Annotated in this window: 32 protein-coding genes, 1 tRNA gene and 1 riboswitch; of the genes, 21 read left to right on the forward strand and 12 right to left on the reverse strand. The window is 65.3% G+C overall.

Translation table 11 applies throughout. The annotated features are described in order from the left end of the window. Positions 1-68 precede the first annotated feature (68 nt). The 4 genes from LC407_RS03810 to LC407_RS03825 all read left to right on the forward strand — a co-directional run bounded on the left by LC407_RS03810 (position 69) and on the right by LC407_RS03825 (position 3,103). Positions 69-572 carry a hypothetical protein gene (locus LC407_RS03810; RefSeq protein WP_223482224.1) on the forward strand — a complete coding sequence of 168 codons (504 nt, stop codon included), beginning with the start codon at positions 69-71 and terminating at the stop codon, positions 570-572. A gap of 218 nt (positions 573-790) precedes the next feature. Further along, entirely contained in the window at positions 791-1,768 is a 978-nt protein-coding gene (locus LC407_RS03815) for a hypothetical protein (protein WP_223482225.1), read from the forward strand. Between the two features lie 53 nt (positions 1,769-1,821). Next, positions 1,822-2,289, forward strand: coding sequence for a hypothetical protein (locus LC407_RS03820; protein WP_223482226.1), 468 nt, complete (start codon positions 1,822-1,824; stop codon positions 2,287-2,289). A 301-nt stretch (positions 2,290-2,590) separates the two neighbouring features. Continuing rightward, positions 2,591-3,103, forward strand: coding sequence for a DUF998 domain-containing protein (locus LC407_RS03825; protein ID WP_223482227.1), 513 nt, complete (start codon positions 2,591-2,593; stop codon positions 3,101-3,103). Positions 3,104-3,149: 46 nt separating this feature from the next. On the opposite strand, the gene LC407_RS03830 is transcribed toward LC407_RS03825, so the two are convergent. After that, entirely contained in the window at positions 3,150-3,791 is a 642-nt protein-coding gene (locus tag LC407_RS03830) for a flavin reductase (protein ID WP_223482228.1), read from the reverse strand. A gap of 105 nt (positions 3,792-3,896) precedes the next feature. On the opposite strand from LC407_RS03830, the gene LC407_RS03835 reads away from it, so the two are divergent. Next, positions 3,897-4,601, forward strand: coding sequence for a winged helix-turn-helix domain-containing protein (locus LC407_RS03835; protein ID WP_223482229.1), 705 nt, complete (start codon positions 3,897-3,899; stop codon positions 4,599-4,601). A 134-nt stretch (positions 4,602-4,735) separates the two neighbouring features. After that, positions 4,736-5,005, forward strand: coding sequence for a hypothetical protein (locus tag LC407_RS03840; protein WP_025875177.1), 270 nt, complete (start codon positions 4,736-4,738; stop codon positions 5,003-5,005). 13 nt (positions 5,006-5,018) lie between these two features. Here LC407_RS03840 and LC407_RS03845 read toward each other — a convergent pair whose 3' ends face one another. Then, complete coding sequence (locus LC407_RS03845; RefSeq protein ID WP_134833336.1) at positions 5,019-6,101, reverse strand: hypothetical protein; 1,083 nt, start codon at positions 6,099-6,101, stop codon at positions 5,019-5,021. A 150-nt stretch (positions 6,102-6,251) separates the two neighbouring features. Here LC407_RS03845 and LC407_RS03850 point away from each other — a divergent pair, with 150 nt between their 5' ends. Then, positions 6,252-7,085 (forward strand): AraC family transcriptional regulator, encoded by an 834-nt coding sequence (locus tag LC407_RS03850; RefSeq protein WP_032976490.1) that lies wholly within the window; start codon positions 6,252-6,254, stop codon positions 7,083-7,085. A 3-nt stretch (positions 7,086-7,088) separates the two neighbouring features. Here LC407_RS03850 and crcB read toward each other — a convergent pair whose 3' ends face one another. Both crcB and LC407_RS03860 read right to left on the reverse strand, forming a co-directional pair. Continuing rightward, entirely contained in the window at positions 7,089-7,481 is a 393-nt protein-coding gene (gene crcB / locus LC407_RS03855; RefSeq protein WP_223482230.1) for a fluoride efflux transporter CrcB, read from the reverse strand. Positions 7,482-7,562: 81 nt separating this feature from the next. Further along, a riboswitch (Fluoride riboswitch) is annotated at positions 7,563-7,626 on the reverse strand. A 22-nt stretch (positions 7,627-7,648) separates the two neighbouring features. Continuing rightward, the gene (locus LC407_RS03860; RefSeq protein ID WP_223482231.1) at positions 7,649-8,089 is read right to left on the reverse strand and encodes a helix-turn-helix domain-containing protein; all 441 of its coding nucleotides are present in this window, start codon (positions 8,087-8,089) and stop codon (positions 7,649-7,651) included. A 78-nt stretch (positions 8,090-8,167) separates the two neighbouring features. On the opposite strand from LC407_RS03860, the gene LC407_RS03865 reads away from it, so the two are divergent. Both LC407_RS03865 and LC407_RS03870 read left to right on the forward strand, forming a co-directional pair. Beyond that, positions 8,168-8,377 (forward strand): transcriptional regulator, encoded by a 210-nt coding sequence (locus tag LC407_RS03865; RefSeq protein ID WP_025875167.1) that lies wholly within the window; start codon positions 8,168-8,170, stop codon positions 8,375-8,377. A gap of 351 nt (positions 8,378-8,728) precedes the next feature. Beyond that, the gene (locus LC407_RS03870; RefSeq protein WP_025875165.1) at positions 8,729-8,965 is read left to right on the forward strand and encodes a hypothetical protein; all 237 of its coding nucleotides are present in this window, start codon (positions 8,729-8,731) and stop codon (positions 8,963-8,965) included. 1 nt (position 8,966) lies between these two features. Here LC407_RS03870 and LC407_RS03875 read toward each other — a convergent pair whose 3' ends face one another. Together LC407_RS03875 and LC407_RS03880 are read right to left on the reverse strand one after the other, a co-directional pair. Continuing rightward, positions 8,967-10,016, reverse strand: a complete 1,050-nt coding sequence (locus LC407_RS03875) for a 4Fe-4S dicluster domain-containing protein (RefSeq protein ID WP_059063731.1) — start codon at positions 10,014-10,016, stop codon at positions 8,967-8,969. Further along, on the reverse strand, positions 10,013-10,297 hold the full coding sequence (locus LC407_RS03880; RefSeq protein WP_032976492.1) for a hypothetical protein: 285 nt from the start codon (positions 10,295-10,297) through the stop codon (positions 10,013-10,015). The genes LC407_RS03875 and LC407_RS03880 overlap by 4 nt, the downstream gene beginning before the upstream one ends. A gap of 180 nt (positions 10,298-10,477) precedes the next feature. Here LC407_RS03880 and LC407_RS03885 point away from each other — a divergent pair, with 180 nt between their 5' ends. Continuing rightward, positions 10,478-10,918, forward strand: coding sequence for a group III truncated hemoglobin (locus tag LC407_RS03885; RefSeq protein ID WP_032976493.1), 441 nt, complete (start codon positions 10,478-10,480; stop codon positions 10,916-10,918). 44 nt (positions 10,919-10,962) lie between these two features. Beyond that, on the forward strand, positions 10,963-12,372 hold the full coding sequence (hemN, locus tag LC407_RS03890; RefSeq protein WP_025875156.1) for an oxygen-independent coproporphyrinogen III oxidase: 1,410 nt from the start codon (positions 10,963-10,965) through the stop codon (positions 12,370-12,372). A 9-nt stretch (positions 12,373-12,381) separates the two neighbouring features. Here hemN and LC407_RS03895 read toward each other — a convergent pair whose 3' ends face one another. Beyond that, positions 12,382-12,861: a hypothetical protein gene (locus tag LC407_RS03895; protein WP_099783529.1), complete on the reverse strand. Its 480-nt coding sequence runs from the start codon at positions 12,859-12,861 to the stop codon at positions 12,382-12,384. A 171-nt stretch (positions 12,862-13,032) separates the two neighbouring features. Then, positions 13,033-13,119: transfer RNA gene (locus LC407_RS03900), tRNA-Leu, on the reverse strand. Positions 13,120-13,273: 154 nt separating this feature from the next. Between LC407_RS03900 and LC407_RS03905 the strand changes: the two genes are divergently transcribed. The 5 genes from LC407_RS03905 to LC407_RS03925 all read left to right on the forward strand — a co-directional run bounded on the left by LC407_RS03905 (position 13,274) and on the right by LC407_RS03925 (position 18,358). Then, positions 13,274-14,257 carry a TraB/GumN family protein gene (locus LC407_RS03905; protein WP_025878877.1) on the forward strand — a complete coding sequence of 328 codons (984 nt, stop codon included), beginning with the start codon at positions 13,274-13,276 and terminating at the stop codon, positions 14,255-14,257. 58 nt (positions 14,258-14,315) lie between these two features. Then, the gene (locus LC407_RS03910) at positions 14,316-14,768 is read left to right on the forward strand and encodes a BLUF domain-containing protein (RefSeq protein WP_223482232.1); all 453 of its coding nucleotides are present in this window, start codon (positions 14,316-14,318) and stop codon (positions 14,766-14,768) included. 111 nt (positions 14,769-14,879) lie between these two features. After that, positions 14,880-16,166, forward strand: a complete 1,287-nt coding sequence (locus LC407_RS03915) for a nucleotide sugar dehydrogenase (RefSeq protein WP_032976496.1) — start codon at positions 14,880-14,882, stop codon at positions 16,164-16,166. A 44-nt stretch (positions 16,167-16,210) separates the two neighbouring features. After that, entirely contained in the window at positions 16,211-17,833 is a 1,623-nt protein-coding gene (locus LC407_RS03920) for an FMN-binding glutamate synthase family protein (protein WP_025878880.1), read from the forward strand. Between the two features lie 63 nt (positions 17,834-17,896). Then, positions 17,897-18,358 (forward strand): GNAT family N-acetyltransferase, encoded by a 462-nt coding sequence (locus tag LC407_RS03925; RefSeq protein WP_033830792.1) that lies wholly within the window; start codon positions 17,897-17,899, stop codon positions 18,356-18,358. 25 nt (positions 18,359-18,383) lie between these two features. Here LC407_RS03925 and LC407_RS03930 read toward each other — a convergent pair whose 3' ends face one another. Both LC407_RS03930 and LC407_RS03935 read right to left on the reverse strand, forming a co-directional pair. Then, positions 18,384-19,631: a TIGR03862 family flavoprotein gene (locus tag LC407_RS03930; protein ID WP_223482233.1), complete on the reverse strand. Its 1,248-nt coding sequence runs from the start codon at positions 19,629-19,631 to the stop codon at positions 18,384-18,386. Continuing rightward, a complete protein-coding gene (locus tag LC407_RS03935) occupies positions 19,618-20,052 on the reverse strand; it encodes an FKBP-type peptidyl-prolyl cis-trans isomerase (protein ID WP_140227189.1) in 435 nt (144 codons plus the stop codon). Before LC407_RS03935 ends, LC407_RS03930 begins: the two co-directional genes overlap by 14 nt. A gap of 69 nt (positions 20,053-20,121) precedes the next feature. On the opposite strand from LC407_RS03935, the gene LC407_RS03940 reads away from it, so the two are divergent. The 4 genes from LC407_RS03940 to LC407_RS03955 all read left to right on the forward strand — a co-directional run bounded on the left by LC407_RS03940 (position 20,122) and on the right by LC407_RS03955 (position 23,215). Next, positions 20,122-20,487: a DUF6164 family protein gene (locus LC407_RS03940; protein ID WP_032976499.1), complete on the forward strand. Its 366-nt coding sequence runs from the start codon at positions 20,122-20,124 to the stop codon at positions 20,485-20,487. Positions 20,488-20,764: 277 nt separating this feature from the next. Beyond that, complete coding sequence (locus LC407_RS03945) at positions 20,765-21,532, forward strand: sulfurtransferase (RefSeq protein WP_032976500.1); 768 nt, start codon at positions 20,765-20,767, stop codon at positions 21,530-21,532. Between the two features lie 122 nt (positions 21,533-21,654). Next, positions 21,655-22,650 carry an LLM class flavin-dependent oxidoreductase gene (locus tag LC407_RS03950; protein WP_032976501.1) on the forward strand — a complete coding sequence of 332 codons (996 nt, stop codon included), beginning with the start codon at positions 21,655-21,657 and terminating at the stop codon, positions 22,648-22,650. A gap of 67 nt (positions 22,651-22,717) precedes the next feature. Beyond that, positions 22,718-23,215 (forward strand): pyridoxamine 5'-phosphate oxidase family protein, encoded by a 498-nt coding sequence (locus LC407_RS03955; RefSeq protein WP_025878887.1) that lies wholly within the window; start codon positions 22,718-22,720, stop codon positions 23,213-23,215. A gap of 89 nt (positions 23,216-23,304) precedes the next feature. Here the strand turns inward: LC407_RS03955 and LC407_RS03960 are convergent, their stop codons facing one another. Beyond that, a complete protein-coding gene (locus LC407_RS03960; RefSeq protein ID WP_025878888.1) occupies positions 23,305-23,958 on the reverse strand; it encodes an exopolysaccharide biosynthesis protein in 654 nt (217 codons plus the stop codon). Further along, positions 23,942-25,246, reverse strand: a complete 1,305-nt coding sequence (locus LC407_RS03965) for a hemolysin family protein (protein WP_032952108.1) — start codon at positions 25,244-25,246, stop codon at positions 23,942-23,944. The genes LC407_RS03960 and LC407_RS03965 overlap by 17 nt, the downstream gene beginning before the upstream one ends. Positions 25,247-25,538: 292 nt before the next feature. Between LC407_RS03965 and LC407_RS03970 the strand changes: the two genes are divergently transcribed. Continuing rightward, on the forward strand, positions 25,539-26,165 hold the full coding sequence (locus LC407_RS03970) for a DUF47 family protein (RefSeq protein ID WP_025878890.1): 627 nt from the start codon (positions 25,539-25,541) through the stop codon (positions 26,163-26,165). Positions 26,166-26,175: the final 10 nt, after the last annotated feature.

Here is a 26,175-nt window from a genome sequence, read left to right on the forward strand (position 1 = left end):
CCGAACGATTCAGGCAGTTCGCTGCCGTGTTCGCAGGATCTGCGACGGCCGGCCGTATCCTTCCGGCCATGCTTCCCTCGCACGGCTACCAAGGCTTTCGCACCGCTCCCGTTCCCTCTGGCTGGGTCCAGATGGGGGAGAGCTGGGTGTTGTGGTGGAGCGGTCGACAGATCGCCAACGTCAGGTGCGGCAAGGCTGGCGTTGTGCGCGTGCGCCTAGATGCCCGGAAGATGTGGCAGACGATGGAGGTTCCGGCGGCCAGCATCGCCCAGGGCAAGCGCTACGCCGAGTGCTGGTGTGCCGCCAGGCTCTACCCGGAGATGCGCCTGCGCACGGCCGTGGCGCGGCTGCTGGACACCACGCCGAGCGAACCGCTCGAACCGCGTGCTGGCCTGCCACCGACCCGCGAGCAGCAGCAACAAGCCCGGCGTCTGGCCGAGGCGACGGCCACCGCCACCTTGCAGGTCAGGGAAGCACTGGAGCCGGGCCGACCGCCGAAGGAGACCAAGCCAAGGGCGAAGGATCCGATGAAGGAATGGGTGAGAGCTGGGCGGGCGCATGCTTGTCGATAGTCATGCTGAATAGCCTGCCACCGCTAGGAGCGCTGAGGATCAGCCGCTGGTGGGCTTAATTGCCAGCTGAACCTATTCACTGAAGCCGCTGCGATCTCATCCTACCTAGGTGGGGTTGGGCTGGCTGCCGATCTGAGCTACAGTCCCGCCGTGTGCAGGGACGCGCCGACTCTAACTGCTGTGCCCTGTCGCGCCTATTGAGATCACAGGGGGATAAAGTGGCACGGAGTTCGCAGAAGAGGATTTACTACGTTCGCGCTGTTTTCAATCAGGGTACGAAAGTTAAGAAAACCCTGGAGCAGATGATACGTACAGTTCTGGCCACCCGGACAATGGTGGAGACGGAGATAAAGATGGGCTCGGGCGAAACGCTGGCCGTTCGCGAGCGCGAGCTTGTTTCTAAGGACTCCGTGTCGCTTGCGATTGGTCTGGGTGTCCGAGGTGAGGCGATGTCCACCATGGGTCTCGGTATCAAGGCTCCGGTCGATACTAATCACCCTGAGCAACCTAGTGCTGGCCGGATTTTTAAGTTGTCCGACAGCTTTTGCGTCATTGATGAGAACGAAGTTCTCTTCTGTAATGACGGTGGTATGAGTAAGTCCACATTGGAAGCATACCTGGTTGGTTTGGTAGGACTAGGGGGATTTGGTGCGGCAGCATCGATGTTCGGTCTTGTTGCCAGATTGAATCAAGATAAGGCAAAGACTCTGGCTGTCGAGGGTGTCAAGGAAATTCGCATTTCTGCAGCCAGTTATGCCGCGAGCCAAGTGGTTGCAAAGAAAAGCAAATCCGCGCATCCGCTGCGCGATGGGTTTGCAAAGATGTGGCAGGGTGTGCGCGAAGAATTTTTGGAAGAGGCTCCCAATAAGGCGGCCCAGCAGGCAATTGCAAGTAGCTTCGACGAGCTGAACATCACCACCGTTATTGGTGTCAAGGGTGGTTCTAGAGGAGAGCCCATGATGTTTCAAGCTCTTCAGCAAGTTGCCCAGCAGGCGATGGACGATGCGCCGCCTGGCGCCGATGTCGGATTCATGACAACCAAGGGTAACCCTATTTCCGCACAGAGCCTTTCGCTCTCTACCGTAAAAAGCATTAAGCGCTTTGATAAGCAGAATGACATCGATTTCACTGACGCATGGAATAAAATGAAGGACTTCCGGGACGAACTGGCTGATTCGAAGAGATGGAAAGTTTAACGGCTCAGAAAATTAGTTGGAGGAAGGCGCTCTTTAGTTTGGGGAGTGTTGTCGTGTCTGCGCTTGTTGCTTATTTCTTTCATGCGAAATATCACAACAACTCCAACGCGCTGACCATTCTCACTACTGTGTTTTCGATCCTGGCTGGTTTCTTGATCGCTGTGTTCGCGATTGTGGCGGATGAGCGTGCCCTTCGAGGAAAAAGTTGGAAGTCAAACGTTGCCGACCTGGAGATGATTCGCAGGGAGCTGCGCTCTCACCGTAGGCTCTTCTCTCTTTATCTGGTGGTCCTTACTCTCGCCTTCGTTGTTGCTCTGGACTTCGGTTGGCCATTGAAGCTTCAGGAGCGAATCGAATATGTTTTGGTCTTCCTTGCGTCTATGGCAATGATCTGGTCATTTCGATTGCCGGGGTACTTGATGGCCAGGCATATGGACGCTCTTGATCGTGTGATTGAAAGTCGCCGGAGTGAGCAGACGCGAGTGGGCGGCAAAGCTCCAAGGGCCGACCAAGAGGGCTGACGTGACGAGTCGAGGTGGCGAGTTGGGTGTCAGTGTCATTGATGTGATTGATTTGAAACATGTAGTTTAGGATTGCAAATCCGTTTACAGCGGTTCGATTCCGCTTGAGGCCTCCAATTGAAAAGCCCTGACTCCGGTCAGGGCTTTTTCTTTGCGCGTCCCCTGGCGCCAGCAGGGGTACCAAACTGCACATGCGACCCGGCGGGACCGGCTGCTAACGTCGCCGCACTTCTCTTCAGCGGTGGTGACTGCAGTGCGGAACCTGGCCATCCAGCAGGCGGTGTACGTTCCCCTCGGCGCCATGCTGGCGCTGATCGCTTTTGCATTCACCGTGCCCGGCTACCACCCGCTCTCCCAGCATCTCAGCGAGCTGGGCCTGATGCCGGGGCTGCCAGCCAAGGCGGTGCAGGTCGGCGCGGTGGTCAGTGGCTCGGCCATCATCGTCTTCAGCCTTGCATTGCTCGCGCAAGGTCGCCGTTTCGCGCTCACTGTGCTCACCTCCATCCTGTTCGGCGTGTCCATGGTCAGCAATGGCGTCTTCACCACGGGCAGCCCGCTGCATGGCCTCTATGGCATCGGCATCTTCTCGATCCTGACCCCGCTGCTGTTCCTGGCCGAGCTGGGCCCTGCTGCGTCGACGCGGATGGCCTGCATTGCGCGTGCCATCTCGCTGCTGGGGATGGCCTATCTGTGGCTGATGCTTTCCGGATTCGATCCGGAGCCCTATCGCGGCCTCACCCAGCGCATCGCGCTGCTGCCGGCGTTCGGCTGGTACACCTTCGCTGCGCTGGAGCTGCGTCGATCCCGCGTCTGAATCAGCGGCTTCTTCAACCCCTGGTTCGCAGTGCGCAGCCAAGGGTTCAGGCAGGTAATGGCAAAGGATCGTCAGCGCGGAAATTGCGCGCCATCGGCGTGGTGGTGCCCACATAGTGGCGGAACAGATAGATCAACGGTGCCCAGCGCTGCACGTCGATGTGCTGGGTACCGGCAACGGTGATCGCCTCGTGCGCATGCACCCGGCAGATCCGTCCTTCGACGATCATGAAGCCCTGATCCTGGGTTCCGCTGGACCGATGCGAGGCAAGCAGCGCGACCTCCACCTGCAGAGGGCATTCGGCAATCGCCGGCGGGGCCACCTGCACCGAGTCGACGCGGCTGAAGCCGCCCAGTGCGAACTTGTCAGGCACATGCACGTACCCCATGGCGCGCTTCGACTCCGGCACGGGGGTACGAGCGGTGGCGCGGGCGATGGCCTCAACCTGCGCCGCCTGCGTGGCATCTGCGAAGTTCAATACGCATTCGCCGCGTGCCAGAAGATTGCTGCAGCCCTGGCCCTGTTCGCCGATACCGAGCACCACGCGGTCGCCCAGCGCCCAGAATGACGAAAGCGGACTGATGTTCGCACTGCCGTCTTCATTCAACGTGGTCATCAGCACCACCGGTGTTCCCGGGTAGAGCACGGAGGGGGTGATGCAGCGGCGTTGGAAGTCTTCCGGTGGCATGCCTGAGCTCGTGGGGTGCGGGCGATGACTGTGCCCTGTGCAGGGGCGCGCATGCTTCGATCCGGGTCGAACGATGCGCGGAAAGCGGCATGCCACAATGCGGCCATGGTCCAGACGTCCCGCTCCTTCATCCATGTCGGCACGCTGGTCGGTGACCACGCACGCGCGGCCATGCTGTTGACGTTGATGGATGGCCGGGCGCACACGGCGTCCGAGCTGGCCGGCGTGGCTGGCATCTCGCCGCAGACGGCAAGCAGTCATCTACGGCGGTTGCTCGACGGCGGCATCCTGGCCGTGGAGGTGCAGGGACGCCACCGCTATCACCGGATTGCCTCGACCGAGGTCGCCGACATGCTGGAAGGCATCCTGCGTTTCAGCGATCAACGGCCACCGCTTTCTCCACGAACCGTACGGGTCGATGCCGGCTTCCGCCGGGCGCGCACCTGCTACCGGCACCTGGCGGGTGAATACGCAGTCGCCATCTGCGACCACCTGCTGACCATCGGGGCGATCTCCACGGCTGCAGACCATTGGCAGATGACGTCCCATGGCGCCGCCATCCTGCGCGCGGTGGGTCAGCCGCTGGAAGCGTTGATCGCGCGATCGCCACAGGTGACGCCCGCGCGATACTGCCGCGGCTGCCTGGACTGCACCGAGCGGCGCCCGCACATGGCCGGCATGGTGGGTGAAGCACTGCTGGAGAGTTTCCTGCAGAATCACTGGCTGCGTCGCCTCGCGGGGCGGCGCGACCTGCAGGTCACACCTGCGGGGCAGGAGGCATTCCGCAGGCTGTTCGACGTACGCGCCTGAAGCCCGCCGCGCGCCGCCGGCAGTCTCAGCCGGCCACGACATTGCGACGGGGTATGGTCGGAGTCCTGGTCTTCGGGAGCAGCAATGGCAGGCAAGGACATGAGGGGCCGCATGCACGATGCGGCTGGTCGGCAATGAGCAGGTCAACCGCAGATGTGCGCTGGCTTACTTTCCGGCTGAAGAACGGGCAGTCCATCGGCCCCGATCAACTGAAGGATGGCTGGGTCGTCGCCTCGGAGAGCCGTCATTGTGATGTGCGCCGGGAGAGTATCGAGGGCGCTGGCGTGGTCTATGCCCTGTATGGCCCGCCGGATCTTCCGTCTCCGCGCCGCGCCGAACTGCGCATGCGCGACTTCCTCATGCGCTCCGGCTATACCTTCACCATGGGTACGCTCGGCCACTGATGCGGTCGGCGACTCAGAAGGGAGCCGCTGCTGCCTTCAACGCCTCGACCACCTGTGAATCCGCAAAGCCGCAGTGGCCTTCGCCCACCGCAGGCAGTACGCGCGGCAATGGCGTGGCGCCAGCGTGCTCGGCCAGTTGCGGATACACCGCCTGCATGCGCGGCACGATGCTCGGGTCGTTGTTGTTGAACTGGATCACCAGCGGTCGCTTGAGCGCGCCGGTCAACGCCAGCTTTTCGCGCACGTATCGCTGTGCCGGCGCAGCAGGTGCCAGCCGCTGCACGCCCGCGTTGAACGCCTTGTCGTCACCGAATCCGCGGTAGACGGTCGTAACGTTGCCGACCGGCATGCCGCCGGCGCGCGTGGCCAGTTCGTGCAGGATCATCGCGTGCAGGCTGATCGTGCCCGGCAATGCCTCCACGCTTACCTGCAGCCGTGCAGCCAGTTGCGCAGCCACGGCCGGCCGGGTCTGAAGCGCTGCGGCGATGCCTTGATAGAGCTCCATCTGCGGCAGTGCCGCAGCTTCCGCCGATGCCAGGCCCTGCCGGGGCAGTCCCTTGGCTTCGGGGAAGAAATAGTCGAACGCCACCAGGGTGGTCAGCAGGTCATTGGCCAGTTGTTCGCCAGGCAGGTTGGCCCCGCAAAGCGACACGCCACCGGCGTAGTGCCGTGGCAGGCGTTCGAGGGTGGCGATGGCCACCGCACCGCCCATCGAAAAGCCGAGAATCCAGGTGCGACGCACGTCCTTCAATTCGGACACGGCGTGGGCGCGCAGGCGTTCCATGTCCACGATCGCATCTGCCACCGCCCAGCCCTGGCTGGCATAGGCGCTCTGCGCCACGGCATAGCCCGCTGCAAGCAGGCTGGCGGTGCTGTCGTTGGCCGGCATCGGTGATGGCTGCGGCACGCCGACCGGTTCATAGCCATGCGCCAGCATCACCAGTTCGCCGTTCCAGCCGGCGGGCACGTCCAGGCGCCAGCGCGCGCCCTGCAGCTCACCGCTGGAGGTGCGTGGCGGGGCGGACGGCGCGGCGGCCTGCGACACGTGCGGAAGCAGCAGGACCAGTGCCAGGACCAGCCGGTGGAAGGTTCGCATCATGGTCTTTGCCCTGGCCGGTGCGGTCTGCGCGGAAGGTGCCGCCTGTATAGCGCTGCCCCTGCACGGTGGCTAGCCCCTGACGCAATGCAATCGAATTCGATACGATCTGCCGTATCTGCTCCCTTCCATTTGATCTGGGGTCCCGCCATGGTCGATCGCCTCGCCATCCTGCTCGAACGCTTCGCGGTCACCGCCTCGGTGTTCCATGCCGGCGCGCTGTGCGGCATCAACAGCCTGGAGGCCGAAGGCGACGCCGGCCAGCTGCACCTGGTGCGGCGCGGTCCGTTGCAGGTCAGTCATGGCACGCAGACGGTGCAGGTCGACGTTCCCAGCCTGCTGCTGTATCCGCGCCCGCTGCCGCATCGCTTCCACACCGATCCCCAGCACGGCGCCGACATGGCCTGCGCCAACCTCCATTTCGAGGGCGGCAGGCTCAACCCGATCAGTGCCGCGCTGCCCGATTTCATCTGCCTGCCGTTGGCCGAACTGTATGGCGGCCATGCCGCCCTGGAGCTGCTGTTCGAGGAGGCATTCGAGCAGCGCTGCGGTCGCACGGTGATGGTCAACCGCCTGTTCGAGGTGGTGATGATCCAGGTGCTGCGGCAGTTGATGGAGGGGGGCGAGATGCGCGGCGGCCTGTTCGCCGGGCTTGGCCATCCACGGCTGCGGTTGGCGCTGGTGGCCATGCACGAGGCGCCCGCCCAGGCCTGGACACTGGAAGATCTGGCCGACGTTGCAGGCATGTCGCGCAGCGTGTTCGCCGCCAGTTTCCGCGAGGCCATGGGAACCACGCCCGGGCAGTATCTGCAGGGCTGGCGGGTAGGCCTGGCGCAGCAGGCGTTGCGGCAGGGGCGACCGTTGAAACGGATCGCCGACGAGGTTGGCTATGGCAGCGAGGCCGCGTTGTCGCGGGCGTTCAAGGCGCACACCGGGCAATCGCCACGGCAGTGGCGCGGACAAGCGCGCGCTGCTGCTGGCTGACTGTTACCCCAGCGCGAGCCGGGTCAGCTTCATGCCGGCGAACAGCCCGGCCAGGCCCAGGGCTACCGAGCCGCCGGCGTACAGTGCGGCCAGGCCATGCTGGCCCCGCTGCAGCAGCAGGCCGGTTTCCAGCGAGAAGGTGGAGAACGTGGTGTAGCCACCAAGAATGCCGGTGGCCAGCAGCAGGCGCAGATGCGGCGACGCGCCGTTGCGCAGCGCAAACGCCTCCACCACCACGCCCATCAGCACGGCGCCGCTGATGTTGACCAGGAACGTCGACCAGGGCCAGGTGCTGCCGGCGGCCACGCGGGCGCCGATCAGATTGCAGGCATGGCGCAGGCAGGCGCCGACACCGCCGCCCAGGAATACCAGCACATAGTTGTTGAACGTCTGCATTGCTTGCCTCGAGTGCGTGTTCGCAGGTTCGACGGCGGACGCAATGGCGGGCACGGCCTGCCATCGACGAACGCCGGGTTCGTCTCAGCAGGAGCCATCAGCCATCTCAGGCGGTTATCGGGGGAGCCCCATCCCCATCGACGGCCATGCTACCAGCCCGCGATGGGTCAGGGCAGGGCAGTCATCACCACGCGTGCGACCTTGCCGCGGCTGACGCCCTCCATCAGCAGGTCATGGGCCATCAACCCCAGCGTGGCCTGGCGACGGTAGCCCACCTCAAGTCCGCGCTCGTCAAGGATGTGGGCGACCAGCTCATAGGCCGCTTGCCAGACATCCAGATGGGCTTCGCTGGGCATGTGCATGTAGGCCGTGCCGCGCTCGCCGACTCCCCGTCCCAGCGGGCCGAACAGCAGCTCCCGTGGGTCCAGCTTCACCGCATCGGCAATGCGGAACAGCTGTTCGGCTTTCACGTGGTTGGCCTTGACGTGGTCGTTGAGCCAGTTGCTGACCGTCGCCGTCGTCGTTTCGGCGGCACGCGCCAGGTCGGCCGGGCGTGCATGCCCGGCGTCCTTCATGGCGACCGCGAGTCGTTGTCCAAGAGTATTCATCTATGCAAGCCAGCTTAACGCGTGGAAGCGAAAGAGGCCTTGGCGCAAGAATAAGTTTGATGATGAAAGGGATCGAAAATGGACGAATTCTGGAGCAAGCGGCAGGTCCGCACGCGGCTGGGCTTTTCCACCGACGCAGAGCTCGCCAGGTTGTTTGGAATCAGCAGATCCGCTGTCTCGCAATGGCCCAGAGGGTTTCCCATCCCGCCGCTCAGGCGCTACATCCTGCAGCAGCGATACCCTGCGTTGTTCCCGATGGATGACGACTCGCACGACGAAACCGCATGAGATGCGTCGATGGTTGTCGCAGACAAGCCGCCAAGATCGATTTGCTAAGTATGCTTAGCAACATAGACAGAATCGATCGACGTGTCCCCAGCGATGGTCCGATCTGTGATGGCTACCCGGGTTCGCCGGCTGTCTTTGTCGACATCGGCACGGACGTTTCTGATCCCGGTCGCTACGGCCTTTCATGAACGATTAATAATTTCAATCGCGAAAGTCGCGGCCTGTAATTGACGTGTCGTGAAATCTATGACTAATTGGCATCAACCGGCTGTGAAGGCCGGGAGTCTTTCAGTAGCTCGCAAGTGAATCGGTCGACCGTCAACGATGCAGAACAAGTCCAACGGAGGTCGTATGGAATACGGCATGCATGGCTTGGCTGAACGGGTACGCCGCGAACTGGAAGCCAGTTATCACAAACACGGATGCGGTCCGGCGTTCTGGGATACCTACCAGCAGGTGCTTGATCGTCTCGTTCCGCAGGGGACCGGGCGAACCGATGTCACCAATGAAATGGCGCTGATCATCGAACAACTGGGCATCGTCCGCCGCGCCCAGCTGGTACCGCCGCGCCCGGGCGACCCGGGCTGATTCAGAGCAGGCGCCAAGCGCCGCACACCAGCAGTGCCAGCAGCAACGAAGCCAGGGCCGTGGTGCGGGGGCGCCACCACCGGCGCGGCTGGCCTGCCATCACCTGCGGGCTGCAGTAGCGCACCAGGCTGGGGCCGAAACCGGCCTGATGCTGCTGCTGCGTGCACGCTTCCAGGCAGGCACCGCAGGCCAGGCAGTCGGCCTGTGGGCCATGGCGGATGTCCAGCTGCATCGGGCACGCGCGCACGCAGGCCATGCAATCGAGGCAGTCGCCCAGCCGATCCGCGCTGAAGGTGGGCATCGGTCCGGCCAGCAGCGGATGCGCGGCACGGAAGACATAGTCCTGCGCGGTGGTGGGGTCGAGCAGGCCGCGACCGCGGCCGAGCACGCCGCCCAATGCCGGCGGGCGGGCGCCGCGCGGCTCGCCGCGGCGTGGGTCATACAACATGCGCGGGGTGTGCGGGTCGGTCAGCAACGGCTGCATGCGCGCGAACGGACAAAGTGATCGGCACACCTGCTCGCGCAGGAACCCGGCATTGCCCCACGTGGCGCCGGCATAGAACAGCACCCAGAAGGTCTCCCAGCCACTCCATGCGCCATCGAACGCGCCGGTGACCAGTTCGCGGATCGGGCTGAACAGCCCGACGAACGTGATCCCGGTCCACAGCGACAGCAGCAACCAGGCCAGCTGGGTGGCCGGCCGCGCCAGCTTCGCCGGCATCACGCGGGCCAATGCCTGCGCGATTCCGTCGAACGCTCGTGTCCATAGCGTCTGCGGGCAGGCATGTCCGCACCACACGCGACCAGCCAAGTGGGTGAGCAGGGCCAGACCCACCGCCATCACCGCCAGCAGCCCCAGCAACACACCGATGTCATCCGGCCACAGGGTCCAGGCGAACAGGTCGAAGCGGCGCGCGTTGAGGTCCAGCAGCAGGGCCTGCCGTCCATCCCACTGCAGCCACGGCAGCGCATGGAACAGGACCAGCAACGCAAGGCCCAGGGTGCGGCGCCAACGCCATGCGCGCAGGGGCGAGGATGCGGTGATGCTCATCCCAGTGGCAGCTCCTCATCCTCTTCGTTCGGCATCGGCCGCAGCAGGTAGCCGGTCACCGCGCTGGAAAGTGCGGTGACCGCCCAGAACATGAAGAAACCTGCGGTGTAGCCCAGCTCACGGCTGATGGCCGTACCCGGGAAGCTGATCGCCTGCAGCCGCAGTGGATCGACGAAGGCGAAGAACACCACGCAGGCCAGGCCGGCGGCGATGAAGCTGGGCCACAGGACTGCACCCCAATGCTGGATACGCCGCTGGCGGCTGGAAGTCGGTGTGTTCATGCGGGTTCGGGTTGAAGAAGAGGGCGGCGCGTATACTTCGCCGTGGTTGGCGCAGCATCCGCAGGGCATGCTTCCTGCAAGCGTGCCAGCCTAGGTGCGCCGCAGTGCGCTGACATTGATCTGGATCAACAGCGGTGGTGGCGGCATGCGGCACACTGCCGATCCGCACTTGGTGCCCTGATGAACGCAACGCCCACGACTGCCCTTCCCATTGCTTCGCCAGAGTTGTGCAGCGAGGAGGAAGTGACCCGGTTGGTCCACGATTTCTATGCGCGCGTGCGTGAAGAGGAGCGTCTGGGGCCGGTATTCGAAGGGCATGTGCGCGACTGGCCGGAACACCTGGCCCAGCTCGTCGATTTCTGGTCGGCGATGCTGCGCGGGACCCGCAGGTTCAAGGGCTCGCCGATGTCCAAGCACATGGCGATCGATCTGGAAAAGGATCTGTTCGACCGCTGGCTGGTGCTGTTCCACATCACCACGGCCGAATGCAACAACCCGCCCATGCAGGCGCTGGCCGACGATGTGGCCGCCCGCATCGCCGACACCTTCTGGCGCCGCTACCAGATGCTGCGCTGGCCGCAGGTCATGCTGCCGGTGCTGGGCGTGCCCACCAAGGATTGATCTGGGTCAAGGCGTACCGCCAGGCGTGGGGCGATGCTGGCGCCATGGACACGTTCTCTCCCGCTGCCGGTGGCCTGGCCTGGACCTTCGATCCCGATCTGCTGCGACGGCATGACCGTCCCGGCCCGCGCTACACCTCCTATCCCACCGCGCCGCACTTCCATGACGGCTTCGATGCACCCGCGCTGCGCCAGGCGATCGCCGACAGCAACCCGTTGGCGCGCGCGTTGTCGTTGTACGTCCACGTGCCATTCTGCTCCAGCCCCTGCTTCTACTGTGGCTGCAACCGGGTGATCACCCGCGACCGCGGGCGTGGCCACAGCTACGTATCACGCGTGCTGGCCGAGGCGGACCTGCTGGCACCGCAGTTCGCCGATGGTCGTGAAGTGATCCAGCTGCACCTCGGCGGTGGTACGCCGAATTTCCTCGATGCCGATGCGATGACCGCACTGGTCGAGGGCCTGCGCCGCCGCTTCGATTTCAGCGGTTCGTCGCAGCGTGATTTTTCCATAGAACTGGACCCGCGTTTCATCGACACCAGCGATGTGGCGATGCTGGCCCGGCTGGGCTTCAACCGCGCCAGCCTGGGCGTGCAGGATTTCGACCCGCAGGTGCAGGAATCGATCAACCGGGTGCAGGGCGTACGGCAGACGCTGGATATCCTGCGTGCGTGCCGCGACAGCGGCATGCGTTCGGTCAACGTCGATCTGATCTACGGCCTGCCAGGGCAGAGTCTGCAGGGCTTCGGCCGCACCCTGGAACTGGTGCTGGCGCTGCGTCCGGATCGACTGGCGGTGTATGGCTATGCGCATCTTCCGCACCTGTTCCGCGCGCAGCGGCAGATCGACGAAAGCCGGATGCCTTCGCCGGAAGACAAGCTGGCGCTGCTGGGCCTGGCGGTGGAGCGCCTGTCCGCAGCCGGCTACCAGTACATCGGCATGGACCACTTCGCATTGCCGGAAGAAGATCTGTCCCGTGCCCAGCGCGCCGGCCAGCTGCATCGCAACTTCATGGGCTACACCACCCACGCAGACACCGATCTGCTCGGCCTTGGCGTAAGTGCGATCAGTCACATCGGTGCCACCTACAGCCAGAATCCGCGTGACCTGCCGTCGTGGGAGAGCGCGGTGGACCAGGGACAGCTGCCGGTCTGGCGCGGCGTCGCACTCAGTGCCGACGACCAGCTGCGCGCCGAGCTGATCCAGCAGTTGATGTGCCAGGGTGAGGTGGATGGAATGTCACTGGCCCAGCGCCACGGCATTGATTTCGAGACCTACTTCGCCGAAGACCTGCAGGCCGTGCAGCGCCTGCAGCAGGATGGCCTGGCCGAGTACCGCGATGGCGTGGTGCGTGCCAGCGAGCCCGGGCGGCCGTTGCTACGACTGCTGGCGATGTGCTTCGATCCCTATCTGCGCGCTGCGCAGGAGCAGCCGCGTTATTCGCGGGCGATCTGAGCGCAGGTCTCAGCGCTTTCCGACGCCGCGTTCGGGGTGGCGAGCGGCCATGCCACCACTGGAGGTGGTGCTCCAGTTGCCGCTCAGATCGCGCACGCTGGTGGAGTAGGAGCCGTCGCTGTACTCGGTGCGCCACCTGCCGCTCAGGTCACGCTTGCTGATCGAGTAGCTGCCGTCACTGTACTGGGTGCGGATGTTGCCGCTCAGGTCAGTGCTGCTGTTGGAGTAGCTGCCATCGCTGTGGGTGGTGCGCTTGCGGCCACTCAGATCGGTGGTGGTGGTCGAACGGCTGCCGTTGCTGTGCTCGGCGGTCACCCGGCCGGACAAGTCGCGCTTGATGCGGCTGGACGATCCGTCACTGTTGCGGATATCCAGGCTTCCGTCGAGGTTGCGATGACTGTCCGAACGACTCTGCGCCGATGCCGGTGCGGTGGCCTGGGCGAGCATCGCGACCAGCGCCAGCGATGACGCGATCCCTATCCACTTCATGGCTGATCTCCTTGTGCGCGGTTCGGCGGCCGGGGCGTTCGATTCTGCCATGCCGGCTTGGAGCCGTCTTGATCGCAGCGACGTCAGCCGAATGGCCGCATCGCTTTCAACGGGCTGCTGTTGAACCAGCGGTGCGTTGGCCCATTGCGGGGGCGTCGATGCTTGATTGGGTGGTGCCCGGAGCCGGAATCGAACCGGCATGACCTTGCGGTCGGCGGATTTTAAGTCCGATGCGTCTACCAGTTTCGCCATCCGGGCCTGCAGCGCGCGCCGATTGTAACGGAATCGCCGCCGCTGCCGCCGGCTAACGCGGCTTTTACGCAACCGGGCGCGGCGCTGGGTACAGTCCGCCAACGTTCCCGGGAATGGCGATATGCGTGCACGTGGCAGGCGATGGATCGGATGCAGTGCCGTGCTGGGGCTGATGCTGGCGATCGGCCCGGTCGCCGCGCAGCAGGGGCCTGCGCCCACCGGGGCGGTGGTGGACATGGCGACGGTGCAGGTGACCGGCGAACAACCCGGCCCCGGCCTCTGGAAGGTCACCGCTCCACAGGGGAATGTGTTGTGGATCCTGGGCACGGTCTCGCCGTTGCCGAGCGGTGTGCAATGGCGCTCCGACGAAGTCGAGCGGACCATTGCCAGCGTCGACCATGTGCTGGGCGATCCGGGTTTCGCCCTCGATGCGAAGATCGGTGTGTTCAAGGGCCTGACCCTGCTGCCACTGGCATTGAAGACCGCGCGCGATCCGCAGGGGCGCACGCTTGACCAGATCCTGCCGCCGGCAACGCACGCGCGCTGGCTCGGCCTGAAACAGACCTACCTGGGCAATGACCGTGGCGTGGAAAAGGACCGTCCGCTGGTGGCCTCCGGCCGCTTGTACCAAGCCTTCCTCAAGCGCAACGGCCTGCGCGATGGCAAGCAGGTCAAGGAAGCACTCGGGCGCGCGTACAAGGCGCACGATCTGAAGCCGGAAGATGTGCAGGTCAAGCTGAAGGTCGACGACATCCGTGGCACGTTGAAGGAGCTGCAGGCCACCGAAGTCGATGACCGCGCGTGTTTCGAACGCACGCTCGACACGGTGGAATTCCAGGCGCCGGTGCTGCGCGAGCGCGCCAACGCCTGGGCGCTGGGGGATGTCGCGGCACTGCGCCGGCTTTCGGGTTCGGCGATGGCCCAGACCTGCCGCGAACTGCTGCAGGATTCGGCCTTCGTGCGCCGGCGCGGCTGGAGCGATATGCCGCAGCAGGTACGCACGCGCTGGCTGCAGGGCGTGGATGCGGCGCTGAGCCGTCATCCAGGCACCTTCGCGACGGTGCCGGTCAGCCTGCTGCTGGGCGAGGGCTATCTGGATGCGCTGGTGCAACGCGGTTATCAGGTCGAGTCGCCACCGGAATAGCCAACGCTTGAAGTCCTCGTGCTTCCTGTCATATTCCTCTGCACTCAGGAGGGGAGTGATGGACATGCCGTTGCATGCGTACGCTTATGTCAGCACGGCCAGGGAGGGACTGGACGTGCCCGAGCTCGATGCATTGCTGGCCGATGCAACCGCGTTCAACCGCATGGCCGGGGTGACCGGGGCGCTGATGTTCGATGGCAGCCGTTTCCTGCAGTACATCGAAGGCCCACGGGATGGGCTGGCTTCGGTGCATGCGCGGATCGGCAACGCGCGTCGCCACGGCAGCATCATCCAACTTGCCGCAGGCCCGATCCCGAGCCGCTGGTTCCCGCGCTGGACGATGGCCAACCGGCACGTGGATGCGGCGACGCTGGGCAGCATCGTGGCGGCCCCGTGGCATGGTTTCAGTCTGGGGCAGGAGCCTCCGGAGCATGGCTTCTGCCTGTTGTTGCGGGCCTGGACGGGGCGGCACGGCGAACTCGAGCCGGCTGCCGTCAGCCTCGGATCCTGATCCGGGCGTGGTCTGGCGCCGCTGCCGCGGTTAACCTTGTCGGCACGTTTGCCTGCACCCGGACCCTCGCATGACCCAGTGGACACCGTCGCCGCCTGTAGGACGCCGCGCATGAGTGCGCCGATCGGCGCAGCACAGAGCCCGTCCCCGGCCATCATCGGCCTGGGATATGTCGGGCTGCCGTTGGCAGTGGCGTTCGGCCGCCAGCTGCCCACCCTGGGGTACGACATCGATGCTGCGCGCATCGCCGAACTGGCCGGCGGGCAGGACCACACGCTGGAAATGGAGCCGGACGAACTGGCCAGCGCGTCGCTGCTGCGTTACAGCAGCGATCCGGCGCAGCTCGACGCCTGCAACGTCTACATCGTCACCGTGCCCACGCCGATCGATGCCTACGAGCAGCCTGATCTTGAGCCTTTGCGCTCGGCGACGCGACTGATCGCCAGCCATCTGCGCGTCGGTGATCTGGTGATCTACGAATCCACCGTCTACCCGGGTACCACCGAAGAAGTCTGCGTGCCGCTGCTGGAACAGGGCTCGGGGCTGCGCTTCAACGAGGATTTCTACTGCGGCTACAGTCCCGAGCGGGTCAGCCCGGGTGACCGCCAGCGGCGCCTGGCCGACATCCGCAAGATCACCTCCGGTTCAACGCCGGACGTGGCTGCGGTGGTCGATGGCCTGTACCAGCGGATCATCACCGCCGGTACGTTCCCGGTGCCGTCGATGCGGGTCGCCGAAGCGGCCAAGGTGGTGGAGAACATCCAGCGCGACGTCAACATCGCGCTGGTCAACGAGTTGGCCCTGATCTTCGATCGCCTCGGCATCGACACCCAGGATGTGCTCGACGCCGCAGGCAGCAAATGGAACTTCCTGCCGTTCCGGCCGGGGCTGGTGGGAGGCCACTGCATCGGCGTGGACCCGTACTACCTGCTGCACAAGTCCGAAAGCATGGGCTACCACCCCGACCTCATCCACACCGCCCGGCAGGTCAACAACCGGGTGGGCGAACATGTGGCCAAACGCGTGCTGGCGATGCTCGCCGAGCGTGGCCGCATGCCAGCGCACTCGCGCATCCTGGTGCTGGGCGTGACCTTCAAGGAGGACTGCCCGGACCTGCGCAACAGCCGCGCGCTGGAACTGGCCCAGCGGCTGGCCGGCAGCGGCGCGCAGGTGGACGTCAGCGATCCGTGGGTGGGGCCAGCTGCCATGGCGGACGAGGGCGTGAACTGGCTGGCCGAGCCGGTGCCCGGCAGCTACGACGCGGTGGTGCTGGCGGTGGCGCATGAGAGCTTCAAGGCGATGGACGATGCCCATATCCGCAGCCTGTTGGCGCCCGGTGGGCTGGTCTATGACGTGAAGTCCGCCTGGCCGCGCAGCGTGGTCGACGATCGCCTGTAGGTGCTTGCGCGGTAGACTCGGGGCAGTTGCAACCGAGGAACGCCATGCACCGGTATATCGTCTACCTGCTCGCCATCCTGATGTTTCCGATCTGCCTGTGGCTGGCCACGATCTGGCCGGCCTGGTACTGGGGCGTCGGCATTACAGCTGCGATGGTGGCGCTGGGGACCTGGGACCTGCTGCAGAAGCGCAGCACCCTGCGCCGCAACTATCCGGTGATGGCGCACTTCCGTTATGGCCTGGAATCGATCGGCCCGGAGATCCGCCAGTACTTCGTGCAGAGCGATCTGGAGGATGTGCCGTTCTCGCGGCAGCAGCGTGCGCTGATCTACCAGCGCGCCAAGAACCAGATGGACACGGTGCCCTTCGGTACCCTGCGCAGCACATATGCGGTGGACTACGAATGGATCAACCATTCGCTGGCGCCGACCACCATCGCCAAGCATGATTTCCGCGTGCTGATCGGTCCGAACTGTGCCAAGCCCTATTCGGCCAGCGTGTTCAACATCTCGGCGATGAGTTTCGGTTCGCTGTCGGCCAATGCGATCCGCGCATTGAACGAAGGCGCACGCCTGGGGGGGTTCTACCACGATACCGGCGAAGGCTCGATTTCGCCGTATCACCGGGAGATGGGCGGTGACCTGGTCTGGGAGATCGGCTCGGGCTACTTCGGGTGTCGTGACGAAAAGGGCGGCTTCAGCGAGGAACGCTTCGTTGCCAATGCCAACCACGATCAGGTGAAGATGATCGAGATCAAGCTGTCGCAGGGCGCCAAGCCCGGCCATGGCGGGGTGCTGCCGGCGCCGAAGGTGACCGCCGAGATCTCGGTGACGCGTGGCGTGCCGATGGGCGTGGACTGCGTGTCGCCATCGCGCCATTCGGCGTTCTCCACGCCGGTTGAACTGCTGCAGTTCGTGGCCCGCCTGCGTGAACTGTCCGGTGGCAAGCCGGTTGGTTTCAAGCTGGCCATCGGCCACCCATGGGAATGGTTCGGCATCGCCAAGGCAATGCACGAGACCGGTCTGCTGCCTGATTTCATCGTCGTCGATGGCGCCGAAGGCGGTACTGGCGCGGCACCGGCCGAATTCGTCGATCACGTGGGGGTGCCGATGCACGAAGCGTTGCTGCTGGTGCACAACACCCTGGTCGGCCTGGACCTGCGCGAGCACATCCGTATCGGCGCTGCCGGCAAGATCACCAGCGCGTTCGATATCGCCCGCACCATCGCGATGGGCGCCGACTGGTGCAATGCCGGGCGCGGTTTCATGTTCGCGCTGGGCTGCATCCAGTCGCTCAGCTGCCATACCGACAAGTGCCCGACCGGCATCGCGACCCAGGATCCGGCACGCTGGAAGCATCTGGATGCACCGGACAAGGCCACGCGCGTGTACAGCTTCCACGAGCACACCCTGCACGCGCTGAAGGAGTTGCTGTGCGCGGCGGGCTTGAACGATCCGGCCGAGCTCGGCCCGGAACACATTCTGCGGCGGGTGTCGCCGGTCGAGATCCGTTCGCTGGCCTCGCTGTATCGCTACCTGGAACCGGGCGAGCTGCTGCACAAGGTGCCCGACCACGCGGTGTTCCATTCGTTCTGGGCGGACGCACGCAGCGATTCGTTCCAGCCGCCACCGAAGATCCAGGCGCTGCGTGCCAGCAAGTCGCGATGACCCCGCGTTGCAGGACCGAGCCCATGCTCGACTGCACGAAAACCATCCATGCAAGGAGGCTGCATGCAGTTCAGGACGGGTACCGACGATGATGTGGGCACGCTGTGGGCCCTGCGAACGCGCTGCGTACGTGAGCTGTGCAGCAGCCACTATCCGCCGGAGGTGATTGCACCCTGGTCGGCATCGCCGCCGCCGGTGCAGTATTCGCGGCTGCTGGGGCAGGGCGGCTGCGTCGTGGCCGAGGATGACCGGGGCAATGTGCTGGGGTTCGGTGTGTTCGATGCCGAGGGCAACGAGATCGATGCGCTGTTCGTTGATCCGGATCGGGGCGGGCAGGGTATCGGCCAGGCGCTGATGCAGCGGTTGCTGGCCCTGGCCGACCCGACGCGGGAGGTGGTGCTGTCGGCCTCGCTCAACGCCGTGCCGTTCTACCAGCGGCAGGGCTTCGTCGCCGAGCGCGAGGAGCTGTATCCGCATCCCAGTGGCGTGGCATTGGCGTCGGTGAAGATGCGCCGGCCGGGGTGAAATTTCCGGCGCTATCGCGCGTTGATCAACGCGTGGCCAACCACGCGGTTACGCCCTCTGCCGCACGCAGTCCGCTGGCATAGCACGCTGTCAACAGGTAGCCACCGGTCGGTGCTTCCCAGTCCAGCATCTCTCCGGCGCAGAACACGCCGGGCAAGGCACGCAGCATCAGGCCCTCGTCCAGCGCGTCCAGGCGCACGCCGCCGGCCGTGCTGATCACCTCGGCCATCGGCCGCGGGCGCAGCAGGCGCAGTGGCAGGCGCTTCAAGGTGGCGATCACCGCGGCCAGATCGTTGCCGGCATCCTTGCCCAGTGTTTCGAACACCAGCGCGGTCTTCACTGCGTCCAGTCCAGCCTGGCGACGCAGGTGCTCGCCGAAGCTTCGCCCCTTGCGCGGCTGCGAAAGGTCGGCCAGCAGCCGTGCCTCGTCGCGGCCCGGAACCAGGTCCAGCCACAGCGTGGCGTGGCCGTCGCGGTTGAGGGTTTCGCGCAGATCGGCCGACAGGGCGTAGATCAGGCTGCCTTCGATACCGTACTCGCTGGCCACGCACTCCCCTTGCAGGGCGCGGGGCTCACCGTCGAGGCCATGCCAATGTGCGACGACCGGCTTCAGTGGTGCGCCCGCATGGCGTTGCGCGAAGAACGGTGTCCACGCAATATCGAATCCACAGTTGGCCGATTGCAGCGGCGCGATGTCCACGGCGCGGGCCTGCAACGCCGGAACCCAGGCACCGTCACTGCCCAGCTGCGGCCAGCTTCCGCCGCCCAGTGCCAGTACGGTCGCATCGGCGCGCACCTCCAGTTCGCCGTTGTCGGTGGCAAAACGCAGTGCGCCGTCGTCGCTCCAGCCCAGCCAGCGATGGTTGACGTGCAGGCGCACGCCCTGTTCCTTCAGCCGGCGGACCCAGCCGCGCAGCAACGGTGCCGCCTTGCGGTCGACCGGGAACACCCGGCCGGAACTGCCGACGTAGGTCTCCACGCCGAAGCCAGCGGCCCAGTCGCGCAGCGCCTGCGCGTCGAAACCATCCAGCCAGCGGCCGACGCGGGTTGCCTGCTCGCGGTAGCGGCTGTCGAACAGTGGACGTGGGTCGGAATGGGTGAGGTTGAGCCCACCCTTGCCGGCGATCAGGAATTTGCGGCCCGGCGAGCCCTTGGCCTCGTACAGATCGACATCCAGGCCTGCCGCGCGCAGCCGCTCGGCGGCAAACAACCCGGCCGGGCCGCCGCCGATGACGGCGATGCGGCGCGGCGGGCGGACGTCACTGTTGGACATTGAGCAGCTCGACGTCGAACACCAGCGACGAACCTGCCGGAATCGGGCCGACCTGGCGGTCGCCATAGCCGAATTCGGGCGGAATCATCAGCGTGCGCTTGCCGCCGACCTTCATGCCGGCGACGCCTTCATCCCAACCGCGGATGACCTGGCCTGCGCCCAGTGTGAAGGTGAACGGCTCGCTGCGCTCGACCGAACTGTCGAAGGTCTTGCCGTGCTTGTTGTCGGCGCGCTCGTCGTAGATCCAGCCGGTGTAATGCACGCTGACCTTCTGGCCCGGCACGGCCTCGGCACCGCTGCCCGGCTGGGTGTCGATGCGCTCGAACGTGGCAATGGTGCCTCCCGGCGGCGGGCCGGACGGCTCCGACGAGCAACCAACGGCGGCGAGGGACAGCAGCAGGGGAAGCAGCAGGCGGCGCATCAGGCGTCTCCAGGGGCGATGAGTCGAGGGCGGCAAGGTTAGCGCATCGGCGCCGGGTATCATGGTGGCATGGCAAAACTCCTGCTCAATCTGCGCAATGTCGGCAACGACGAATATGCCGATGTCTGCACGCTGCTGGACCAGCACGGCATCGCCTGGTACCGCACCGAACCCAGTCCGTGGGGCATCTCCAATGGTGGCCTGTGGCTGCGCGAGGATGCCGACCAGCCGCGTGCCAAGGCGCTGATGGCCGACTACCAGGCGGCCCGTGGCGTGCGGGTCCGTGCCGAGCGCGAACAGGCCCTGCGCGACGGCACTGCCGAGACCTTTGGCAGCCTGTTGCGCCGCCGCCCTGTGTTCGTGGTGCTGGTGCTGCTGGGCATGGCGGTGGCGGCGGCACTGGTGCTGCTGCCGTTCATGCTGCTGCGGGGGTAGAGGGTTCGGCCGGGTTGCACCCGGCACCCGCAGAGGCAACGGCAACAGCAACAGCGGGCGTTCCGTCGTGGGCGGGGCGGTGTGGGCAGGCGGGGGACGGCAAAAGCTGCTCCTGCGTGCCTCGTAGAGCGCCATCCATGGCGCTCTGCGCCCCCGCCTGCCCACACCGCCCCGCCTCTGACAGTTTCCCGTGATCTGCTGGGTCGACCCCTCTGCTGCGCAACGGGCTCCGCCCCGTGAATCTGTCGACGGGGCCGGGAGGCGTTAAAATGGCGGGATGATCGCCAATACCGCTGCCTATCATTTCGCCGTCATCGACGCCCCCCAGGCTCTGTGCGACCAGCTGCAGGCGCGTGCCGAGGCGTCCGGCCTGCAGGGGACGATCCTGGTGGCGGGCGAGGGGCTGAACCTGTTCCTTGCGGGTGCACCGTCCGCGATCGATGGCTTCTACGCGGAACTGCGTGCTGATGCGCGCTTCGCCGATATGCGGGTCAAGACCAGCTTCAGCGAGCACCAGCCGTTCGCGCGGCTGAAGGCCAAGGTCAAGGACGAGATCATCAGCTTCCGTCGTGACGATGGCCAGCCGCTGGACTACCCGCGCGCGCCGGCCATCGATCCTGCCACCGTGCAGCGTTGGCTGCGGCAGGGGCATGATGATGCTGGCAAGCGCGTGGTGATGCTCGATACGCGCAACCTGCAGGAGATCGAGTACGGCACCTTCAAGGATGCGCTGGTACTGCCCATCCACAAGTTCACCGATCTGCCCGAGGCGCTGGCGCCCCATCGTGAAGCGCTGAAGGACAGCACCGTGGTCAGTTTCTGCACCGGTGGCATCCGCTGCGAGAAGGCGGCGCTGTGGATGCTCAACGACGGCATGGACAACGTGCTGCAGCTCGATGGCGGCATCCTCGGTTACTTCGAGGAAGTCGGCGGTGAGGGCTACGAAGGTCGTTGTTTTGTGTTCGACGAACGGGTGGCGCTGGATGCCGAACTGAAGCCGTTGGTGGACGAGCCGTTGCCCGAGCCACGCCCCAGCGCGTTCTGACGCTTCCACATTGGCCTGCGGGCCTGAACCGGCCAGGCAGGAATCAGCGTCCCGCCACCGGCACTGGCCGTGGGGGCAGGGCGACCCCATCAAACGGGGATCTTGTGACGGAAAACCGCCTGATGATCCCGTTGTCGATTCTCGACCTGGCCCCGGTCTGCGAGGGCAGCGATACCACTGCCGCCTTTGCCAACATGCTTGAGCTCGCCCAGCATGCCGATGCGCTGGGCTACCGCCGCTACTGGCTGGCCGAACACCACAACATGCCTGGCATCGCCAGTGCCGCCACGGCGGTGCTGATCGGCCATGTGGCCGGTGGCACCCAACGCATCCGCGTCGGCGCCGGCGGCATCATGCTGCCCAACCATGCGCCGCTGCAGGTGGCAGAGCAGTTCGGCACCCTGGCCTCGCTGTACCCCGATCGCATCGACCTGGGCCTGGGCCGCGCGCCCGGTACCGACCAGCCGACCGCCCGCGCCCTGCGCCGCTATTTCGACAGCGCCGACCAGTTTCCGCAGGACGTACGCGAGCTGCTGCACTACTTCGAACCGGTGCAGCCTGGGCAGGCGGTGCAGGCCGTACCGGGTGGCGGCCTGCGGGTGCCGACCTGGATCCTCGGTTCCAGCCTGTTCGGCGCACGCATGGCCGCCTCGATGGGCCTGCCGTACGCCTTCGCCTCGCACTTCGCCCCCGATTCCATGGATGAAGCGCTTGCGGTGTATCGCCGCGAATTCCGCCCTTCGGCCACGCTCAAGCAGCCGCACGCGATGCTGGCGTTGAACGTGGTGGCCAGTGACAGCGAGGCCGAATCGCGGCGGTTGTTCACCAGCCAGCAGCAGAGCTTCGTCAACCTGCGTCGCGGCCGTCCGGGCAAGATTCCGGCGCCGATCGATGACATCGAAGCGTTCTGGGAACCCCACGAGAAGCTCGGCGTGGAGCGGGCGCTGGCGTGCACCGTGCTGGGTGATCCGCAGCAGGTCGCCGATGGCATTGCGGCGTTCGTCGAACGCCATCAGCCCGACGAACTGATGCTTACCGCCAACCTGTACGACCACCGCGCGCGCCTTCGCTCGTTCGAGCTGGCAATGCACGCCTGGCATGCCCGCCACGCGGGCTGAACAATTGCGTCACGGCAATTTGCGGTGCGGACGCGTCTGATGGGGACTCCCACTTCCGGAGTCCCCCATGGACGAATCGCGTACCGAGCACATTGCCCAGCTGGCTGAACTGATCAAGGACGTGGAGGTGGCGATGTTCACCACCCGTGGTGTCGATGGACGCCTCTACAGCCGTCCGCTCGGCACCCAGCAGGTCGCCTTCGATGGCGACCTGTGGTTCGCCACTGCGGCCGACAGCCCGAAGGTGGCCGAGATCGCGCTCGACCCGCGGGTCAACGTGGCCTATGCCTCGCCATCGAAGAATACGTATGTGTCGGTAGCCGGCGTGGCACGGATCATCGATGACCGCGCGAAGGTCGAAGAGCTGTGGTCGCCGGCGATGAAGCTGTTCTTCCCCGGCGGCCCGGATGACCCGAGCCTGCGCTTGATCCACGTGCGTGCAGAGACCGCCGAGTACTGGGACGGACCGGGCACGCTGCTCGGCTCGGCGTTGAGTTTCGTGTTGTCGGCGGTGCAGGATGAGCCGGCACGGTTGGGCGACAACGGATTCATCGATCTGCGTTGATTGCAGTAATCCGCCGGGCATGGCCCGGCGCTACCGGGCGGGGCTCAGGGTAGCGCCGGGCCATGCCCGGCGAGCGCAGCGGCAGGCGCTCAGAACCAGCGCTGGAACAGGTCGACGGTGTAGCCCACCAGCTGCCCGGAACTGAAGCCGAAGAAAGCGATCGCCACCAGCGCAGCCACCCAGTTGAACAACATCAGCGCGCCGTCGCGTTCAAGCAGGGCCAGCGCGAACAGCAGCAACTGGAAGCCGAACAGATAGTTGGTGAACGGAATCGGCAGCGACAGCAGCAGGCCCAGCAGCACCAGCAGCAGGCCGCTGAAGGCGTGGGCGGGAGCCGGGGTCAGCAGTTGCGGCATGCGCGGCTTGAGCATGCGGTCGAGGCGGCGCAGGGCACCATCGATGCGATCCAGGAACCGGTGCATGGTGCCGCGCTTCGGCCCGCGACGGGCAATGAAGCCGGGCAGCCAGGGCCGGCGCATGCAGAACAGCATCTGCAGGCCGATCAGGATCACCAACGGACCGCTGACTGCGCCGCCCAGCCCCGGGATGGGGATGAAGGCCGGCAGGATGGCGACGAACAGGAATACACCAAAGGCACTCTGCTGCAGATCCTGCAGGATCTGCCCCAGCTTCATGTGCTGGGCCGGGTCACCGAAGGCGAACATCGCCAGCAGGGTCCGGATGCCCTCGTTGCGGTACTCCGGCGATGCAGCGCCGGGGCCGGCGTCAGGCGGTGAGCTCATCGGCCTGCTCGTCGGACAGGGTGCGAAGCAGCAGTTTGTCCACGCGCGCACCGTCCAGATCGACCACCTCGAAGCGCCAGCCGGCCCAGTCGAAGTACTCGCCCGCGTGCGGGATGCGGCCGAAGAAGTGGATGCACATGCCGGCCAGGGTGTAGTAATCGCCATCCTCGGCGTCGGGCAGGTCGTTGCTGCCGATCAGCTCGCGCAGGTCCTCGATCGGCAGCGAGCCGTCCACCAGCAGCGAGCCGTCCTCACGGGTCACCACCAGCGCGTCCTCGTCGGCATTTTCCGTTGCCTGCAGGCGGCCGACCACCGCGCCCATCAAATCGCTGATGGTTACCAGGCCTTGGATCTCGCCGTACTCGTCCACCACCAGCGCCATCGACTGCTGTTCTTCGCGGAAGATCTCCAGCAGCTTCATCGCATGGGTGGATTCGGAGACGTACAGCGGTTCGCGCAACGTCTGGAACAGCGCGTTGTCGCCGCGTGCCATCCGCGTGGCCAGCGATTTCAGCTCAAGCACGCCGACCACGTCCATGTCGTTGTCGCGGTACACCGGGTACCGCGAGAACTCGTGCTCGGCCATGATCTCCAGGTTCTTGTCCAGGCCACCCAGCGTATCCAGCCAGGCGATCCGGTTGCGCGGGGTCATCAGGCTGTCGGCGGTACGGTCGCCCAGGCGCATCACGCGGTTCATCATGTCGCGCTCGTGGCTGTCGATCACGCCGGCCTCGTGGCTCTCGGCCACCAGCATGCGGATCTCCTCTTCGGTCACCGACGCGACCTCGTCCTTGCCCAGGCCGAACAGGCGCAGCACCAGCTGGGTGGTCTTGGACAGCAGCCAGACGAAGGGGAAGGCCAGCTTGGCCAGCCAGCTCATCGGCAGCGCCACCAGGCCGGCGATGTCCTCCGAGCGGGTCAGGGCCAGGCGCTTGGGCACCAGTTCGCCGAAGATCAGCGTGATGAAGGTGATGAAGGTGACTGCAAGGGCCTTGCCGATGCCGCCGGCGTAGGCGAAGCCCGGCATCAGCCCCTGGATCCAGCCGCCGATGGCTTCACCCAGTGCCTCGCCGCCGAGGAAGCCGGTCAGCACGCCGATCACGGTGATGCCGATCTGGACGGTGGACAGGAAGGCTTCCGGCTTCTCCGACAGCTCCAGGGCCTTGGCCGCGCGCTTGGAGGTGCCGGCCAGCTGCTTCAGCCGGCTCTTGCGCGAGGTCATGACCGACATCTCGGACATGGCAAAGAAGCCGTTCAGCAGAACAAGCGCGAAAACAATCAGGATCATTTCAAACACGGGCATCGTCCCCGGTTGGTGACAGGGAGGGCGGGTGCTTGCGATGGCGGCAGGCGCTCAGGAACGGGGTCCGGCGCGGCGCTGGGGGATAAGGGTCGTCGTCCATAAGGTGCGCCCGAAGGCGCGCTGGCATCTTAGCAAAGGGCCGTGGCTGGGTGGCAAATGCCTGTTCAGTTTTGGGCGTCCCGACCCCCGGAAAGGGGCAGGGATACCCGTGATGGTCATCTAGCCGTCATAATTCGCACTGGTGCCGTCCTTCCCGCGACGGCTGACAGGTTTCTCAATGTTCTCTCTGCAGACCATTTTCGGTTCCGGCAAACAGTTCTACACCCTGCTCGATGAGGCTGCCGTCGCGGCTTCCGATGCCGCCAAGGCACTGCATTCGATGCTGCGCGACGCCGATCGCCAGCCCGCCCTGGATGCCTTCAAGCTGGCCCGTCTGCGCGAACGCGCGGCCTCGGACAAGATCAGCCAGGCGCTGGTGGACAGCTTCATGACCCCGATCGAGCGCGAAGACATCGAAGCGCTGGGCTCGGCCCTGTACAAGATTCCCAAGCAGATCGAGAAGTTCGCCGATCGCTATTCGCTGGCCACTACCCACCTGGAACACATCGACTTCGCGCCGCGCGCGGCGATGCTCGAGCAGGCCGCTGGCGTGGTGGTGGAGATGGTCGCCGACCTGCGCCACATGAACCTGGATCGGATGACCGCGCTCAACGAGCGCCTGCGCTCGCTGGAAAACGAGGCCGACCGTCTGATGCTCGAGCTGTACCGCGACATCTACTCCGGTCGCCTGGACAACCTGCAGATGTTCCTGCTCAAGGAATTCTTCGAGATCCTGGAGAAGGCCATCGACCGCTGCCGCGAGGCCGGTGTGGTGGCGTACCAGATCGTGTTGAAGAACAGCTGACGGGCCGGTA

This window comes from Stenotrophomonas sp. OVS01A (assembly GCF_019969775.1).
In the GTDB taxonomy this organism is placed as follows: domain Bacteria; phylum Pseudomonadota; class Gammaproteobacteria; order Xanthomonadales; family Xanthomonadaceae; genus Stenotrophomonas; species Stenotrophomonas indicatrix.

Bases quoted from the DNA above. Each gene is read 5' to 3' on its own strand.
- LC407_RS03810 (WP_223482224.1), top strand. From the start codon at position 69: ATGCTTCCCTCGCACGGCTACCAAGGCTTTCGCACCGCTCCCGTTCCC.
- LC407_RS03825 (WP_223482227.1), top strand. From the start codon at position 2,591: ATGCTGGCGCTGATCGCTTTTGCATTCACCGTGCCCGGCTACCACCCG.
- LC407_RS03830 (WP_223482228.1), bottom strand. From the start codon at position 3,791: ATGCCACCGGAAGACTTCCAACGCCGCTGCATCACCCCCTCCGTGCTC.
- LC407_RS03835 (WP_223482229.1), top strand. From the start codon at position 3,897: ATGGTCCAGACGTCCCGCTCCTTCATCCATGTCGGCACGCTGGTCGGT.
- LC407_RS03840 (WP_025875177.1), top strand. From the start codon at position 4,736: ATGAGCAGGTCAACCGCAGATGTGCGCTGGCTTACTTTCCGGCTGAAG.
- LC407_RS03845 (WP_134833336.1), bottom strand. From the start codon at position 6,101: ATGCGAACCTTCCACCGGCTGGTCCTGGCACTGGTCCTGCTGCTTCCG.
- LC407_RS03850 (WP_032976490.1), top strand. From the start codon at position 6,252: ATGGTCGATCGCCTCGCCATCCTGCTCGAACGCTTCGCGGTCACCGCC.
- crcB (WP_223482230.1), bottom strand. From the start codon at position 7,481: ATGCAGACGTTCAACAACTATGTGCTGGTATTCCTGGGCGGCGGTGTC.
- LC407_RS03860 (WP_223482231.1), bottom strand. From the start codon at position 8,089: ATGAATACTCTTGGACAACGACTCGCGGTCGCCATGAAGGACGCCGGG.
- LC407_RS03865 (WP_025875167.1), top strand. From the start codon at position 8,168: ATGGACGAATTCTGGAGCAAGCGGCAGGTCCGCACGCGGCTGGGCTTT.
- LC407_RS03870 (WP_025875165.1), top strand. From the start codon at position 8,729: ATGGAATACGGCATGCATGGCTTGGCTGAACGGGTACGCCGCGAACTG.
- LC407_RS03875 (WP_059063731.1), bottom strand. From the start codon at position 10,016: ATGAGCATCACCGCATCCTCGCCCCTGCGCGCATGGCGTTGGCGCCGC.
- LC407_RS03880 (WP_032976492.1), bottom strand. From the start codon at position 10,297: ATGAACACACCGACTTCCAGCCGCCAGCGGCGTATCCAGCATTGGGGT.
- LC407_RS03885 (WP_032976493.1), top strand. From the start codon at position 10,478: ATGAACGCAACGCCCACGACTGCCCTTCCCATTGCTTCGCCAGAGTTG.
- hemN (WP_025875156.1), top strand. From the start codon at position 10,963: ATGGACACGTTCTCTCCCGCTGCCGGTGGCCTGGCCTGGACCTTCGAT.
- LC407_RS03895 (WP_099783529.1), bottom strand. From the start codon at position 12,861: ATGAAGTGGATAGGGATCGCGTCATCGCTGGCGCTGGTCGCGATGCTC.
- LC407_RS03910 (WP_223482232.1), top strand. From the start codon at position 14,316: ATGGACATGCCGTTGCATGCGTACGCTTATGTCAGCACGGCCAGGGAG.
- LC407_RS03915 (WP_032976496.1), top strand. From the start codon at position 14,880: ATGAGTGCGCCGATCGGCGCAGCACAGAGCCCGTCCCCGGCCATCATC.
- LC407_RS03920 (WP_025878880.1), top strand. From the start codon at position 16,211: ATGCACCGGTATATCGTCTACCTGCTCGCCATCCTGATGTTTCCGATC.
- LC407_RS03925 (WP_033830792.1), top strand. From the start codon at position 17,897: ATGCAGTTCAGGACGGGTACCGACGATGATGTGGGCACGCTGTGGGCC.
- LC407_RS03930 (WP_223482233.1), bottom strand. From the start codon at position 19,631: ATGTCCAACAGTGACGTCCGCCCGCCGCGCCGCATCGCCGTCATCGGC.
- LC407_RS03935 (WP_140227189.1), bottom strand. From the start codon at position 20,052: ATGCGCCGCCTGCTGCTTCCCCTGCTGCTGTCCCTCGCCGCCGTTGGT.
- LC407_RS03940 (WP_032976499.1), top strand. From the start codon at position 20,122: ATGGCAAAACTCCTGCTCAATCTGCGCAATGTCGGCAACGACGAATAT.
- LC407_RS03945 (WP_032976500.1), top strand. From the start codon at position 20,765: ATGATCGCCAATACCGCTGCCTATCATTTCGCCGTCATCGACGCCCCC.
- LC407_RS03950 (WP_032976501.1), top strand. From the start codon at position 21,655: ATGATCCCGTTGTCGATTCTCGACCTGGCCCCGGTCTGCGAGGGCAGC.
- LC407_RS03955 (WP_025878887.1), top strand. From the start codon at position 22,718: ATGGACGAATCGCGTACCGAGCACATTGCCCAGCTGGCTGAACTGATC.
- LC407_RS03960 (WP_025878888.1), bottom strand. From the start codon at position 23,958: ATGAGCTCACCGCCTGACGCCGGCCCCGGCGCTGCATCGCCGGAGTAC.
- LC407_RS03965 (WP_032952108.1), bottom strand. From the start codon at position 25,246: ATGATCCTGATTGTTTTCGCGCTTGTTCTGCTGAACGGCTTCTTTGCC.
- LC407_RS03970 (WP_025878890.1), top strand. From the start codon at position 25,539: ATGTTCTCTCTGCAGACCATTTTCGGTTCCGGCAAACAGTTCTACACC.